Annotated in this window: 11 protein-coding genes, 1 tRNA gene and 1 pseudogene; 6 read left to right on the forward strand and 7 right to left on the reverse strand. The window is 64.8% G+C overall.

The window, feature by feature from the left end:
* Positions 1-152: 152 nt before the first annotated feature.
* From htpX to def, 4 genes and pseudogenes are all read right to left on the reverse strand, one after another.
* Positions 153-1,010, reverse strand: a complete 858-nt coding sequence (gene htpX, locus HWX22_RS03540) for a zinc metalloprotease HtpX (protein ID WP_006485774.1) — start codon at positions 1,008-1,010, stop codon at positions 153-155.
* Positions 1,011-1,110: 100 nt separating this feature from the next.
* Positions 1,111-1,739, reverse strand: a pseudogene (locus HWX22_RS03545) (LysE family translocator).
* Positions 1,740-1,849: 110 nt separating this feature from the next.
* A complete protein-coding gene (gene fmt, locus HWX22_RS03550; RefSeq protein ID WP_175915041.1) occupies positions 1,850-2,845 on the reverse strand; it encodes a methionyl-tRNA formyltransferase in 996 nt (331 codons plus the stop codon).
* Between the two features lie 34 nt (positions 2,846-2,879).
* Entirely contained in the window at positions 2,880-3,383 is a 504-nt protein-coding gene (gene def, locus HWX22_RS03555; protein ID WP_059607517.1) for a peptide deformylase, read from the reverse strand.
* Between the two features lie 184 nt (positions 3,384-3,567).
* Between def and dprA the strand changes: the two genes are divergently transcribed.
* The 3 genes from dprA (at position 3,568) to HWX22_RS03570 (ending at position 8,094) form a co-directional block, all read left to right on the forward strand.
* Positions 3,568-4,887 carry a DNA-processing protein DprA gene (dprA, locus tag HWX22_RS03560; protein WP_175915042.1) on the forward strand — a complete coding sequence of 440 codons (1,320 nt, stop codon included), beginning with the start codon at positions 3,568-3,570 and terminating at the stop codon, positions 4,885-4,887.
* 37 nt (positions 4,888-4,924) lie between these two features.
* A complete protein-coding gene (locus HWX22_RS03565; protein ID WP_059534911.1) occupies positions 4,925-5,305 on the forward strand; it encodes a thioredoxin family protein in 381 nt (126 codons plus the stop codon).
* Positions 5,306-5,496: 191 nt separating this feature from the next.
* Positions 5,497-8,094, forward strand: coding sequence for a DNA topoisomerase III (locus HWX22_RS03570; RefSeq protein WP_175911166.1), 2,598 nt, complete (start codon positions 5,497-5,499; stop codon positions 8,092-8,094).
* A gap of 141 nt (positions 8,095-8,235) precedes the next feature.
* On the opposite strand, the gene HWX22_RS03575 is transcribed toward HWX22_RS03570, so the two are convergent.
* Positions 8,236-9,285 (reverse strand): LysR family transcriptional regulator, encoded by a 1,050-nt coding sequence (locus HWX22_RS03575; protein WP_059534907.1) that lies wholly within the window; start codon positions 9,283-9,285, stop codon positions 8,236-8,238.
* 426 nt (positions 9,286-9,711) lie between these two features.
* Here HWX22_RS03575 and HWX22_RS03580 point away from each other — a divergent pair, with 426 nt between their 5' ends.
* On the forward strand, positions 9,712-10,725 hold the full coding sequence (locus HWX22_RS03580; RefSeq protein WP_057924643.1) for a D-2-hydroxyacid dehydrogenase family protein: 1,014 nt from the start codon (positions 9,712-9,714) through the stop codon (positions 10,723-10,725).
* 49 nt (positions 10,726-10,774) lie between these two features.
* On the opposite strand, the gene HWX22_RS03585 is transcribed toward HWX22_RS03580, so the two are convergent.
* Positions 10,775-11,641, reverse strand: coding sequence for a patatin-like phospholipase family protein (locus HWX22_RS03585; RefSeq protein WP_175915043.1), 867 nt, complete (start codon positions 11,639-11,641; stop codon positions 10,775-10,777).
* Between the two features lie 8 nt (positions 11,642-11,649).
* On the reverse strand, positions 11,650-12,054 hold the full coding sequence (locus HWX22_RS03590; protein WP_040142566.1) for a PaaI family thioesterase: 405 nt from the start codon (positions 12,052-12,054) through the stop codon (positions 11,650-11,652).
* Positions 12,055-12,245: 191 nt separating this feature from the next.
* On the opposite strand from HWX22_RS03590, the gene HWX22_RS03595 reads away from it, so the two are divergent.
* Positions 12,246-12,321, forward strand: a tRNA-Lys gene (locus HWX22_RS03595).
* Positions 12,322-13,075: 754 nt separating this feature from the next.
* The gene (locus HWX22_RS03600) at positions 13,076-14,212 is read left to right on the forward strand and encodes a hypothetical protein (RefSeq protein WP_175915044.1); all 1,137 of its coding nucleotides are present in this window, start codon (positions 13,076-13,078) and stop codon (positions 14,210-14,212) included.
* The last annotated feature ends 135 nt before the right edge of the window (positions 14,213-14,347 follow it).

Here is a 14,347-nt window from a genome sequence, read left to right on the forward strand (position 1 = left end):
CGCCGCGAGCGGCGGGAACCTGCGGCCGCGTGGCCGCCGCGATTCCAAACCGCGCATTGTAGCGTGAGGTCATGCGTCCCCTTTACGGGGCGCACAAATGAAACACCCCGCAGCGCAGGGCATGCGGGGTGACGTGTCGAGCGCGACGCGACTTAGTCGAAGCGGCCGGTACGCGCCATCTCCATCAGACGCGCGATGCGCTCCTCGGTCGCCGGGTGCGTGGAGAACAGATTCTGCAGACCACCGCCGTGAAGCGGGTTCATGATCATCATCTGCGCGGTGGCCGGATGCGCTTCGGCCGCCTGGAACGGGATGCCGGCCGCATAGCGATGGATCTTGTCGAGCGCGGTGGCGAGCGACTGCGGATCGCCGGAGATCTGCGCGCCGCCGCGGTCGGCCTCGAACTCGCGCGCGCGCGAGATCGCCATCTGGATCAGCGCACCGGCGATCGGTGCGAGCAACGCGACCGCAATGCCCGCGATCGGGTTGGCCGGACGGCCGTTTTCGTCGCGACCGCCGAAGAACATCGCGAAGTTGGCCAGCGCCGAAATCGCGCCCGCCATCGTCGCGGTGATCGTCGAAATCAGGATGTCGCGATGCTTCACGTGCGCGAGCTCATGCGCCATCACGCCGCGCATCTCGCGCTCGGACAGCACACGCAGGATGCCCGTCGTCGCGGCGACCGCCGCGTGCTCGGGGTTGCGGCCCGTGGCGAACGCGTTCGGCGCGTCCTCATTGATCAGGTAGACGCGCGGCATCGGCAGGTTCGCGCGCGTGGCGAGTTCGCGCACCATCCGGTAGAACTGCGGCGCCGTGTTCTCGTCGACTTCCTGCGCGTTGTACATGCGCAGCACCATCTTGTCGGAGAACCAGTACGAGAAGAAATTCATGCCGAGCGCGAACAGCAGCGCGATCGTCATGCCGCGCGAGCCGCCGATCATGCCGCCGATCACGATGAACAGGGCCGTGATCGCGGCCATCAGCATCGCCGTTTTGACCCAATTGAACATACCCACTCCTTATCCGTCAGGGGACCCGCCGCACATCACGATGCACGGCGGAAAATTGTAAGTGATTTGTTAGATAAGGTCTTGCCGGAAAAATTCAATTTCAGCGTTGCGTCGCCGCGAGCCGCAGCCCGAGGCCGACGAAGGCGCTGCCCACCGTGCGGTCAAGCCACTTCCTGACTCCCGGCTTGCCGGAAAAGCGCTGCGTGACGCTCCCCGCGACCCACGCGACGATGCAGGTCCAGACCGTGCTCATCACGACGAACACCGAACCGAGCGCCAGGAACGCCAGCGCCTTGTGCGGGCTGTCGGCCGACACGAACTGCGGGAAGAACGACACGAAGAACAGCACGACCTTCGGGTTTAACACGTTGGTCCAGAAACCCTGCATGAACAGTTGGCGCAGCGGCCGCGCCGCCGTGGCCCGCGCCGCCTCGGCGCCTGCCGGCGCGGCGGCCTGCTTCGCGAGGATCATGCGCACGCCGAGGTAAATCAGGTAAGCGGCACCGACCAGCTTGATCACCGTGAACGCGGCGGCCGACGCCGCGAGCAGCGCGGTCAGACCGAACGCGCACGCAAGCGCGTGCACGCAGCAGCCGGCGGAGATGCCGAGCGCGGACATCAGCCCTGCGCGACGCTGCGGCCGACGATGTACGCCGTATCGGGGCCGGGCGTGACGTTCAGCAGGAAAACCGCGAGCACGAAAAAGCCGAAATGGGTGATACCAAGCATGGGAACCTCGAAACCGGAAAGCGCAGGGAAATTCTACGCGCGCCTGCCGCGCCGCGCGACTCGGCCATTCGGCCGATTGCGCATGACCGGCATGTCGGGTCGAATAAGGCTCAAAGCCCGTCGGGCAACGCGAAGCGCTGGCCCGCGGCGAGCGGCGAGCCGGCCAGGAATTCGCGCGCGGGCAGCCGCTTGCCGCCCGGCTTCTGCAGTTGCGTGACGCGCAGCGCGCCGCCACCGCCGCAGGCGACGACAACACCTTCCGGCGCAGCCTCGACGATCGTGCCAGGCGCCGTGTCGACAATCGCGCCGCGCGCCGCCACCGGCTCGGCCGCCCACAGCTTGATTGCCGCGCCGTCGAGCATCGCGACGCCGCCCGGGAACGGGTCGAACGCGCGCACCTGGCGCGCGAGCACGTCGGCCGGCTTGCGCCAGTCGAGCGCCGCTTCGTGCTTGCCGATCTTTTCCGCGTAGGTCACGCCGTCGGCCGGCTGCGGAATGGCGGGCAGCGCGCCGTCGCGCTCGAGCCGCACGAGCGCGTCGACGATCAGGCGCGCACCGTCGGCGGCCAGCCGGTCGTGAAGCGTCGCGGTCGTATCGTCAGGCGCGATCGTGAGGCGCGCTTCCTCGATCATCGCGCCGGTGTCGAGGCCGACGTCCATCTGCATCAGCGTGACGCCCGTCTCAGCGTCACCGGCTTCGATCGCGCGATGAATCGGCGCGGCGCCGCGCCAGCGCGGCAGCAGCGACGCGTGGATGTTGATGCAGCCGGCGCGCGGAATGTCGAGCACCTCCTGCGGCAGCAGCAGGCCGTATGCGGCGACCACCATCACGTCGTGCGGTGTCGCGCGCAGCAGCTCGATCGCGTCGGCCGCTTCCTCCGGGTACTTGCCCGCGCGGCGCAGCGACGTCGGCTGCGCGACGGGTATCCCGTGCTCGACGGCATAGCGCTTCACGGCGCTCGCCTGCAGTTTCATCCCGCGCCCGGCGGGGCGGTCGGGCTGGGTGAGCACGAGCGGCACGGGGAAACCGGCCTCGTGGATCGCGGCGAGTGCGGCCGCGGCGAATTCCGGCGTGCCGGCAAAAATCACGCGCAACGTATGGGTCATGACAGCGTTCGGGATCGGGCTGGGCAAACGCGCGTCACATCGCGCGTTCGAGTTTCTTCATCTTCGTCTTGATACGGGTCTGCTTCAGCGGCGACAGGTATTCGACGAACACGCGCCCCATCAGGTGATCCATCTCGTGTTGCACGCACACGGCGAGAAGGCCCTCGCAGTCGAGCTCGAAGGTTTCGCCCTGCTCGTTGAGCGCACGCACACGCACGTGGTCGGGACGCTCGACTTCGTCGTAGATCCCGGGCACCGACAGGCAGCCCTCCTCGTAGATCTGTTTCACGTCGCTCGACCAGATGATCTCGGGGTTGATGAACGCGCGCAGTTCGTTCTTCTCCTCGGAGACGTCGATCACGATCACGCGCTCGTGCACGTCGACCTGCGTCGCCGCGAGGCCGATGCCCGGCGCGGCGTACATGGTTTCGGCCATGTCGGCGACGAGCTTGCGGATCCGGTCGTCGACCTTGTCGACGGGCTTGGCGACCTTGTGCAGCCGCTTGTCGGGGTAATGAAGAATGTTCAGCAAAGCCATGGTGTTCGGTATTCGGTGGAGCGGCGCGCCGCATCGGCCATCCGGCCGGCTGGCGCCGCCGCCGGGATGCAATGAAGATGAGGCGGACGCGCGGCATGTCAATGCCGCGGGTCTGCCTCCTGCAATCGGCCGGACGCTCGTGCGCGCGGCCCTATCGAGTATTTCGGATGATGAAAATTTTATCATGGCGCCACGCTGTTCGCTGGCCGTCGCATTCGAGGGGAACTTCATGTCGCCGCAAGCGCTGACGACCTCCGCGTTGCGTGCGTGGCTGCAGCTCGCGCATGCACCGGGACTCCCGCTCGCCGTGCTGCGTGCACTGCTCGATGCATTCGGCTCGCCGACGGCGCTGCTGCGCGCATCCGACCAGGCCATCGGTGCGGCGAGCAGCGCTGCCGCCGCGCGGGCGGTGCGCACCAGCCAGCGGAACGACCTCGACGCCCGCACCGACGCCGCACTGGCATGGCTCGACGCACCGGGCAACGCGATCGTCACGCTCAACGATCCCGTCTATCCGCCGCGGCTGCGCGACCTGCACGATCCGCCACCGCTGCTATATGTAATGGGCAGGCTCGACTTGCTGCATGCACGCGGGCTCGCCGTGGTCGGCAGCCGACATGCGACGCCGCAGGGGCTCGCAGACGCCACACGCTTCTCGCATGCGCTGTCCGATGCAGGCCTCGTGATCGTCTCCGGTCTCGCGCTCGGCATCGACGGCGCCGCACATCGCGGCGGGCTCGACGGCCGCGCCGGCACGGTCGCGGTGATCGCGACGGGCGCCGATCTCGTCTACCCGGCTCGGCACCGCACCCTTGCGCACGAGATTGCCGCACGCGGCGCGATCGTTTCCGAATGGCCGCTCGGCACACCCGCGCGGGCGGCACATTTCCCGCAGCGCAACCGGCTGATCGCTGCGCTCGCGCTCGGCGCGCTCGTCGTCGAAGCCGCGCCGCGCTCTGGCTCGCTGATCACCGCGCGGCTCGCGAACGAGCTGGGCCGCGACGTGTTCGCGATGCCGGGCTCGATCCACGCGCCGCTCGCGCAGGGCTGCCACGCACTGATCCGCGACGGCGCGAAGCTCACCACGACCCCGCTCGACGTGCTCGAGGAATACGGGTTGGGCGAACCGGCTGTTCACGCCGGCCGCGCGGAGAATTCACGTTCGCGCCCCGATAACGGTGGAACGACCGACACCGCCGCGCGGTGCGCGGGCGAGCACATCGAGAAAGCCGGTTCCGCCATTCCGGTCGCCACGCCCGCCGAAATCGACAGCACGCCAACCGACAACCCGGCCGAACAGTCCGTGCTCGCCGCACTGGGATACGGCCCCGTTACTTACGAGTGGCTTGCCGAGCACACCGGTCTGTCCGACGACGCGCTGCACCGCGCGCTACTCGGGCTCGAACTGGCCGGCCGCGTGGCGAGCATGCCCGGCGGACGCTTCGCGCGGCTTGACGCAACGCCCACCCCGCCCGCGTCCGGCGTGCTACAGTCCCCCGCATAGAGGCGGCCGTGCCGCCGACGCAACCCCGAGGAATTCCATGCCCGCGCTGAATCTCGACACCGATGCCGATCGGATCGCCGAGCGCCTCGCCGATCCCGACACGCTGCTGGTCGCCTGCCTGTGCGCCGAGTGGTGCGGCACCTGCCGTGACTACCGAACGGCCTTCGACCAGCTCGCCGACGCCCATCCCGACGCCTGCTTCGCGTGGATCGACGTCGAAACCCATGCCGACCGGCTCGACGATCTCGACGTCGAGAATTTTCCGACGATCCTGATCGAGGACGCGAACACCGCGCGCTTCTTCGGTACGGTGCTGCCGCACGCGGCGATCGTCGAACGGATGCTGTCCGACCTGAGCGCCGTGCCCGGCGCGCCGCACGCACCGAAATTGCGCAACATCCTGAATGTCGAGGCGTAAGCCACGCACCGGCCCGGCAGCTTTTCGCGCCGTTGCGCGTGCCGCCGCGCCGGGCGCTTGCCGCCGTTGCGGCCCCCCACTATGATGAGCCGCTTTTTGCACGCCGCGCCGCCGTCGCCGCGGCGTGTGCTATAAAGCCGTCGTAAAAGGGACCCACGCCGGCGAACCCGGTCTACCAACACACATCTGTCATGTCCAAAGCACTGATCATTGCGGAAAAGCCTTCTGTCGCGAACGACATCGCGCGCGCTTTGGGCGGCTTTACCAAGCATGACGAATACTTCGAGAGCGACGAATTCGTCCTGTCGTCCGCGGTCGGCCACCTGCTGGAAATCGCCGCCCCGGAAGAGTACGAGGTCAAGCGCGGGAAATGGAGCTTCGCTCATCTGCCCGTCATCCCCCCGCATTTCGACCTGAACCCGATCGCAAAAAGCGAGTCGCGCCTGAAAGTCCTGACCAAGCTCATGAAGCGCAAGGACGTCGACCGCCTAATCAACGCATGTGACGCGGGGCGCGAGGGCGAGCTGATTTTCCGCCTGATCGTGCAGCACGCGAAGGCGAAACAGCCGGTCCAGCGCCTCTGGCTGCAGTCGATGACGCCGCAGGCGATCCGCGACGGTTTTGCGCACCTGCGCAGCGACACGGACATGCAGCCGCTCGCCGACGCCGCACGCTGCCGCTCGGAAGCCGACTGGCTCGTCGGGATCAACGGCACGCGGGCGATGACCGCGTTCAACAGCAAGGGCGGCGGCTTCTTCCTGACGACCGTCGGCCGCGTTCAGACGCCAACGTTGTCGATCGTCGTCGAACGTGAAGAGAAAATCCGCCGTTTCATCCCGCGCGACTACTGGGAAGTGAAGGCCGAGTTCGCGTGCGCGGGAGGCTTCTACGAAGGCAAGTGGTTCGACCCGAAATTCAAGCGCGACGAATTCGATCCTGAAAAGCGCGACTCCCGCCTATGGAGCCTGCCGGCCGCCGAAACGATCGTCGCCGCGTGCCGCGACCAGGTCGGCACCGTGTCCGAGGAATCGAAGCCGTCGACCCAGCTGTCGCCGCTGCTGTTCGACCTGACGAGCCTGCAGCGCGAAGCGAACAGCCGCTTCGGCTTCTCCGCGAAGAACACGCTCGGTCTCGCGCAGGCGCTGTATGAAAAGCACAAGGTGCTGACCTACCCGCGTACCGACGCGCGCGCGCTGCCGGAAGACTACCTCGCGACGGTGCAGTCCACGCTCGAGATGCTCAAGGAGAGCCACAACTACCTGCCGCACGCGAAGCAGGTGCTCGACAAGGGCTGGGTGAAGCCGAACAAGCGGATCTTCGACAACTCGAAGATCAGCGACCACTTTGCAATCATCCCGACGCTGCAGGCGCCGAAGTCGCTGTCCGAGCCGGAGCAGAAGCTGTACGACATGGTCGTGAAGCGCTTCCTCGCGGTGTTCTTCCCGGCGGCCGAATTCCGCGTCACGACGCGGATCACCGAAGTCGCCGGCCATCACTTCAAGACCGAAGGCAAGGTGCTCGTCGAGCCGGGCTGGCTGCAGGTGTACGGCCGCGACGCCGAAGGCGCGGACGCGAATCTCGTGCCGGTGCAGAAGGACGAGAAGGTGAAGACGGACGAGATCGCCGCGGTCGCGCTCGTGACGAAGCCGCCCGCACGCTACTCGGAAGCGACGCTGCTGTCGGCGATGGAAGGCGCGGGCAAGCTCGTCGAGGACGACGAGCTGCGCGAGGCGATGGCCGCGAAGGGCCTCGGCACGCCGGCGACGCGCGCGGCGATCATCGAAGGCCTGCTCGGCGAGAAATATCTCGTGCGCGAAGGCCGCGAACTGATCCCGACCGCGAAGGCATTCCAGCTGATGACGCTGCTGCGCGGGCTCGGCGTGAAGGAGCTGACCGCGCCCGAGCTCACCGGCGAATGGGAATACAAGCTGTCGCAGATGGAGCGCGGCAACCTCGGGCGCGACGCATTCATGCAGGAAATCGCCCGCATGACGCAGCAGATCGTCAAGCGCGCGAAGGAATACGATTCCGACACGATTCCCGGCGATTACGCGACGCTCGAGACGCCATGCCCGAACTGCGGCGGCCAGGTGAAGGAAAACTACCGCCGCTTCGCGTGCACGAAGTGCGAGTTCTCGATCTCGAAGATTCCGGGTAGCCGGCAGTTCGAGATCGCGGAAGTCGAGGAGCTGCTGCAGCAGAAGACGATCGGTCCGCTGTCCGGCTTCCGCAGCAAGATGGGCCGTCCGTTCTCGGCGATCCTGAAGCTCTCGTTCGACGACGAGACGAAGAACTACAAGCTCGAGTTCGACTTCGGCCAGGACCAGGGCGGTGAGGAAGGCGAGGCGCCCGACTTCTCCGCGCAGGAACCGGTCGGCGCATGCCCGAAGTGCAAGGGCCGCGTGTTCGAGCACGGGATGAGCTATGTGTGCGAGCACTCGGTCGCGAATCCGAAAACCTGCGACTTCCGTTCGGGCAAGGTGATCTTGCAGCAGGAAATCACGCGCGAGCAAATGGCGAAGCTGCTGGCCGACGGCCGCACGGATCTGCTGCCGAACTTCAAGTCGTCGCGTACGGGCCGCAACTTCAAGGCCTTCCTCGTGAAGCAGCCGGACGGCAAGATCGGTTTCGAGTTCGAGAAGAAGGAGCCGAAGGCCGCCGCCGCGAAGAAGACGGCAAAATCGGCGACGAAGGACGCCGAAACCGTCACGGAAGGCGCCGACGAGAAGCCGGCACCGGCACGCAAGACCGCCGCCCGCAAGACGACGGCGCGCAAGACCGGCTCGTAATGCTCCGGCTGCCGGGGGCTCCCCCGGCGCGTCGCACGTCGGACGCACGGCCATGCAAGCAGCGATAAAAAAACGCGGATCGATCGCTCGATCCGCGTTTTTTCTTGATGCTGGCCGGGTCGGTGCGCGGCCGCCGCGACGTTACAGCGGCGACGGCACCGCAACCCGCGCGCGCGGCGAACGCGCGAGGCGCGGCTGCAGGTTCGGACCGGTCGATTCGGGCGGCTCGGCACGCGTCTCGACGCCGATCGGCGCAGGCGCAGCACCCTGTGCGGCCCACTGTTCGCCCATCGTCGCGTCGGTCGAGTGGCTGAAATACTCGACGAGGTGGTCGATGAACGTGCGCACCTTCGCAGGCAGATGGCGCCGGCTCGGATATGCGATGTTGATCTCGACCTGCGGCAGCCGGAAATCCGGCAGCAACCGCACCAGCGCACCGCGCGCGATGTCGCTGCCGATCAGGTAGCTCGGCAGGATCGCGACACCCATCCCGAGCAGCGCGAACTGGCGCAGCATCGCGGTGTTGTTCGCGACGATCACGTTGGTCGGGCGCACGCGCACTTCGCCGTCCGGCCCCGTGAACACGCGCTCGTCGCCCCAGTATTCGGTCGGCAAGCTCAGCGCCGGGTGTTCGGCGAGGTGTTCCGGGTGGGTCGGCACGCCGTGCTTTTCCAGGTAGCTCGGCGTCGCGCACACGGTCATGCAGCCCGTGGTCAGCCGCCGCGTGACGATGCTCGCACTGCGCATCTGACGCGTGACGACGATGCCGACGTCGAAACCTTCCTCGACGAGATCGACCTGGCGGTCGACCAGCGTCAGATCCGGCACCACTTTCGGGAAATTCTCGGTGTACGACTGCAGGACGGGCGCAAGGTTGTGCAGGCCGAACACGACCGGCGCGACGATGCGCAGCGTGCCGACCGGCTCGTGATTGCGCGCGACGACCATCTGTTCGACATCCTCGAGCTCATCGAGAATCTGGCGCGCCCGCTCCAGGTAGACCTGGCCCGACTCCGTCAGCGAAAGGCTGCGCGTGGTGCGGTTCAGCAGACGCGTGCCGAGCCGGCCTTCCAGATCGGCGACGTGACGCGTCGCGACCGCGTTGGAGATATCCATTGCACTCGCGGCCCGCGCGAAACTGCCGAGATCTGCAACCTTGACGAACACGCGCATCGACTGCAAATGATCCATAAACGACTCCTGCCGCTGTTACAACTTCAAAAAGTTGAAGCATATGCGTAATTCTCCTACGACAGCGGAAATGATGCAGAGTTGCTCAACAAGGCCCGCGTTGACGATAAAAATAGTCAAAAATCCTCACTCATCGCGAATGGATGATCCAATTATTCTGATTGGAGCAACAATTGGGTGAACCTCGTCCGGTAAGCGGCCGAATCAGGAAGGACGTGTCTGATGCGACACAACATCGCACCCCGCCGCAGCCGACGGGAGCGGCGCCGGGTCTGGCCGGCGCCGATTGCGGCGGAGCGTAACAACCTGTTAAAAAGACACCACGACGTCCGCCGACGTAGCATCATATCGGCCCCGGCCGGGCGGGACGGGTGCGCGACGTGCGCCGCCGCCACTGCCGCTTTCAACGCGCGACTCCCGCTGATCATGAAAATTGCCATCCTCGACGACTACCAGGACGCCGTCCGCAAGCTGAACTGCTTCGAGATGCTCGCCGAGCACGACGTGAAGGTCTTCAACAACACGGTACGCGGCCTGGGGCAACTCGCGAGCCGCCTGGCGGAAGTCGAGGCGCTCGTGCTGATTCGCGAGCGCACGCCGATTTCGTCGCAATTGCTCGCCAAGCTGCCGAACCTGCGCATGATCAGCCAGACCGGCCGTATCTCGAGCCACATCGACCTCGAAGCGTGTACCGATCGCGGCATCGCGGTGCTCGAAGGCACGGGTTCGCCGGTCGCACCCGCCGAACTGACCTGGGCGCTCGTGATGGCCGCCCAGCGCCGCATTCCGCAATACGTCGCGAACCTGAAACAGGGTGCCTGGCAGCAGTCGGGCCTGAAGACGTCGGCGCTGCCGCCGAACTTCGGTCTCGGCCAGGTGCTGCGCGGCCAGACGCTCGGCATCTGGGGCTACGGCAAGATCGGCAGGCTCGTCGCCGGCTACGGCAAGGCGTTCGGGATGAACGTGCTGATCTGGGGCCGCGAGCATTCGCTCGAGGCTGCACGCGCCGATGGCTACACCGCCGCCGAGAGCCGCGAAGCGCTGTTCGAGCAGAGCGACGTGCTGTCGCTGCACCTGCGCATGCACGACGACACGCGCGGGATCGTGAAGCAGGAAGACCTGATGCGGATGAAGCCGACGTCGCTGCTCGTCAACACGAGCCGCGCGGAACTGCTCGAGGAAAACGCGCTCGTCAACGCGCTGTCGCACAACCGTCCGGGGATGGTCGCGATCGACGTGTTCGAGAGCGAGCCGATCCTGCAGGGCTACAGCCTGCTGCGGATGGAAAACGTGATCTGCACGCCGCACATCGGCTACGTCGAGCGCGAAAGCTACGAGCTCTACTTCAGCGCGGCGTTCCGGAACATCCTCGCGTTCGACCAGGGCGACCTGTCGAGCGTCGTCAATCCGGAAGCGCTGACGCCGCGCCGCGTGCGCTGACCGGCGCGAGCCGCGTTCGCCGCGCGGCTCCGTTTCTCCGTTCCCGCCTTCAGGCGGCCACGCGGCCGCCCGTCATCGCGTCGACGCGCGTGAGGAAATGCTCGCCGTCGCGGCGTCCGAGGTCGTATGCATGCCGCATCTGCGACGGACTCGTGTAATCCCAGCTCGAAATCGGCACTTTGCTCGACGGCTGCACATAGAGCCGCCGCTGGTCGCCATGCGCGACCGTGAACATCTGCGGGCGCGGATACAGCCGCGTGACGAGCACCAGCACGTCGCCCGGCGATGCGTCGAGCGCGTCGACCGGCACGTTGTCGACCATGCCGCCGTCGAGCACCGGCCGGCCGCCGCGGCGCAGCACCGGCGTGAACGGCGGTGTGCACGACGACTGCAGGATCAGGTCGGCGAGTTCTTCGACGCTCGCGCATGCCTGCGCGCGCACGAACTCGGGCCGGAAGCCGAGCGTGCGCCCGAGCGTCGGATGCAGCGTTTTGCGCACGTACTTTTCGATGTTGTATGCAACGAGGCCGGCCGCGACCGCGCTGCGCGCGCCGAGCCAGCGCGGCACGTGCGACACGCCGATGCGGATCTCCGGCGCGTCGGCAAGTTGCGGGAACGGCTCGCCGTAGATGTCGAGCAGCGCCTGACGGTAGATCCGGTAATGCGGAAACACCGGCTCGCGCCCGAACAGGTTGCCCCAATACGCGTTCTTGCGGTTGTGGCGCAGCGCCTCCTCGTAATAGCGCATCACCCACGCGGCGTCTCGCGTATACAGCATGCAGGCGGTCGCCGCGCCGGCCGAGATGCCGGCGATCACGCGCGGACGCAAGCCGAGCACCGGCTGGGCAACGTCCCAGAAGCCGGCCTGCCACCAGCAGCGATTGCCGCCGCCCGCGAAAACGATCTGGTCGAACATCGCGCCGCTCAGCTGACGAGCGCGTAGGTCGACGTTGCGTGAACGGCCATCTTGCCGTCCTCGTCGAACAGCTCGACTTCGCCGAACACCAGGTTACGGCCCATCCGCAGCACGCGCGCGGTGACGAGCACGTCGCCCTTGCGCACCGGACGCATGAAATTCGTGTTCAGCGACACGGTGGTCATCGGCCGGAACTCGCCGAGCGCGACCGAGATCGCGACCACCATCGCGGTGTCGGCGGCGGCCGTGAAAACCTGCCCGCAGATGATGCCGCCCGAATGACGGAATTCGCCGGAAAACGGCAGGCGCATCGTGACGCTGTCGTCGCCGATCGATACGGGGACCAGACCGAGCGAGCGGACCCACGGGGCCAGCAGGCGGTCCAGCAATTCGCGGACTGCGTTTTCGTCCATCTTCGAATGTCCAGAAAACGTTGCGCGACCGCCGCGCAACAGGTGTGGACGTCATCATACCGGGAGCGCGCCAACTGCGATCGCTCGTGACCGCGCGGGGAGCCGCCGAGGCCGTGACGAAGTATTTTCAGGAAATTTGCAGAAAGCGCTTGCCAAGACCGAAATACCCGTGCATAATCTTTCTTCTGTTGGGGGCGTTAGCTCAGTTGGTAGAGCAGCGGACTCTTAATCCGTAGGTCGAGTGTTCGAGTCACTCACGCCCCACCAAGCATTACGAAGCCCGGTTAGCAAAAGCTGACCGGGCTTTTTGCTTTCTTCCGGCCGCTTTCCGGAGCATTTCCGGTCAATTGTCTTCGCCGTGGCGGCGATCTACACCCGTCGGCCCCGTAACCTTCCGCCGCGCGATATTTCCGCCTGCCCACCCAACGCGCCCACCTCGCTGCAGAACTCCAGCACGAGCGTTCAAGCTCATAAGGCTTCGGGTCAGCCCTTACGCCGACACGTCTTCCCCGGCAGTCCCGCTCCGAGCACGCAAGCTCGATGCCCTTCATCGCCAACCGTCTATTCCTCGCCTAGGCGTAACCGCCCTCCTCACGTGTATGTTTAGGCAGGATGGTGTATCGTGCATCACCAAAATATCATTGAAAAAACCGGGGGCAGTTGTGACTTTCGATTTGGCGCTACCTGCAGGTTGTCCCAAAGCAGACGCAAGCGAATTTGAAGGGACCGCATATCGGGTAGTGCGGGCTGACCCGCCCACACGTGAGGACTTACTCACATATCTCGAATTGAATCTCCTCCCAACCGCTGACGCCTGTAAACGCGGCTCTGTTTCGCTGTTTTCGACACTCGACCAGGCACAACATCGCCTTGAGGTTTCCCCCCATCTCGGCAACTTCGTCGCTTCTGTTTCTCTGACGACTGCGCATGGTAGGGTTGGCAAGCCAAGCAGTTCTGGCCATATTGACTGGTGGCCCTATGCGGGGATGCGTAACCCCGCTGACTTGAAGGTAGTCGGATGATGAATATTGACCTCAAACCCGACAACCGAATTCCTGACGGATTCTTTGACTTTCCTTTACCCATCGAGCGGGTACTGTACGAAGCCGAACAGCCCATCATCTATCTGACTAAGACAAAGCAAGGTCAGGAGATGTTGGCCTACCTCGCCGATGAGACAAATGGCCATCAGTTCGTTGTCGTTGCCCCTGCCACACCAAGCTCAATACGCAGATTGGAAAGCGGTAGCATCGGCATCCGTGAAGCGCTCACTGACACGTGGATGTGGATGGTCAGAGTTGACTTCGCGCAAAGCGTTTCCGAAGCTTGGAGCGTTACGGAAGCCGCCATCCCTGCCCTGCACCTCCCGAAGCCCGGCACGCCTCTTCTGCCAGAACATCGTATCGCCTTCAGTGCACGAGCTGTAGGCAATGGCATCACCCTAGGCAGCGTCCCATGCAGCGTGATCGCATTCGTAGCGAACGCCGCTAAGTCATCGTTAAAAGCCATTCTCGATCATGCCTTGGCCGCGAATGGGGAAGGTCGTCCTACTGATGCGCAACGCGCGCTGTACGACTTGCCAGTGCGACAACTGAAATTCGCTAGCTTTGAGGTCGGTCTTGCCGCACCTATGCAAGACCTTTTCCCGAATGACGCGGTTTTGCAAGCAGTGAACGACCTTCAGACCGGACTGGAATGGGCAGAAGACACTCAGAGCAGTGATGCCTTAGAGGCCGGAGACGACACCAAGACAGAGGCGATCCTGCGCGCTACTTTGGCTCTAACACCACCCGGACACGGTGCTATTACTTCAGTAGAAGTAGGGGGCTACTGGCTCAAAGGACGTCGTTATACGCTTACTCGAAAATCGCGAACGAAGGTCGCAAATCGATTGCGTCAACTCAAAGAAGAGGAAATCGTTGTGCTGTCTGGCCGGATTGGCGAGATTGACGACGACAAGTTAAGTTTTATTCTCCGTGACGTAGATGGAGAGGATGGAGAACGACGTGGCAGTTTCCCTGAGGAACTGCTTGACGACATGCGTACACACTATTTCGAAGAGAATCATATTCAGATCTCCGGCGTGATACGGGCAGGAAAGCTCAGAGTGACAGCAGTTGTTCAAAGTAACGAGCAACAGCGCGCACAGCCGCAATAGTTGATGTACGTGTTGATGTCCGCACAGAACTGACCCACTAGAGCTGAAAATTTTCATCGAATTTTGACCCACGTGATTGAATGCCCTGCTCAATCTTTGAGCAGGGGATACAAAGGTGATCACGGTGGGCATATT

The sequence above is a fragment of the Burkholderia sp. BCC1638 genome, from assembly GCF_902833195.1.
Taxonomy (GTDB): Bacteria; Pseudomonadota; Gammaproteobacteria; order Burkholderiales; family Burkholderiaceae; genus Burkholderia; species Burkholderia diffusa.

Coding starts and splice junctions, on each gene's coding strand:
- HWX22_RS03600 (WP_175915044.1), top strand. CDS start 13,076: ATGAATATTGACCTCAAACCCGACAACCGAATTCCTGACGGATTCTTT.
- def (WP_059607517.1), bottom strand. CDS start 3,383: ATGGCTTTGCTGAACATTCTTCATTACCCCGACAAGCGGCTGCACAAG.
- HWX22_RS03585 (WP_175915043.1), bottom strand. CDS start 11,641: ATGTTCGACCAGATCGTTTTCGCGGGCGGCGGCAATCGCTGCTGGTGG.
- HWX22_RS03565 (WP_059534911.1), top strand. CDS start 4,925: ATGCCCGCGCTGAATCTCGACACCGATGCCGATCGGATCGCCGAGCGC.
- HWX22_RS03580 (WP_057924643.1), top strand. CDS start 9,712: ATGAAAATTGCCATCCTCGACGACTACCAGGACGCCGTCCGCAAGCTG.
- HWX22_RS03570 (WP_175911166.1), top strand. CDS start 5,497: ATGTCCAAAGCACTGATCATTGCGGAAAAGCCTTCTGTCGCGAACGAC.
- HWX22_RS03575 (WP_059534907.1), bottom strand. CDS start 9,285: ATGGATCATTTGCAGTCGATGCGCGTGTTCGTCAAGGTTGCAGATCTC.
- HWX22_RS03590 (WP_040142566.1), bottom strand. CDS start 12,054: ATGGACGAAAACGCAGTCCGCGAATTGCTGGACCGCCTGCTGGCCCCG.
- htpX (WP_006485774.1), bottom strand. CDS start 1,010: ATGTTCAATTGGGTCAAAACGGCGATGCTGATGGCCGCGATCACGGCC.
- dprA (WP_175915042.1), top strand. CDS start 3,568: ATGGCGCCACGCTGTTCGCTGGCCGTCGCATTCGAGGGGAACTTCATG.
- fmt (WP_175915041.1), bottom strand. CDS start 2,845: ATGACCCATACGTTGCGCGTGATTTTTGCCGGCACGCCGGAATTCGCC.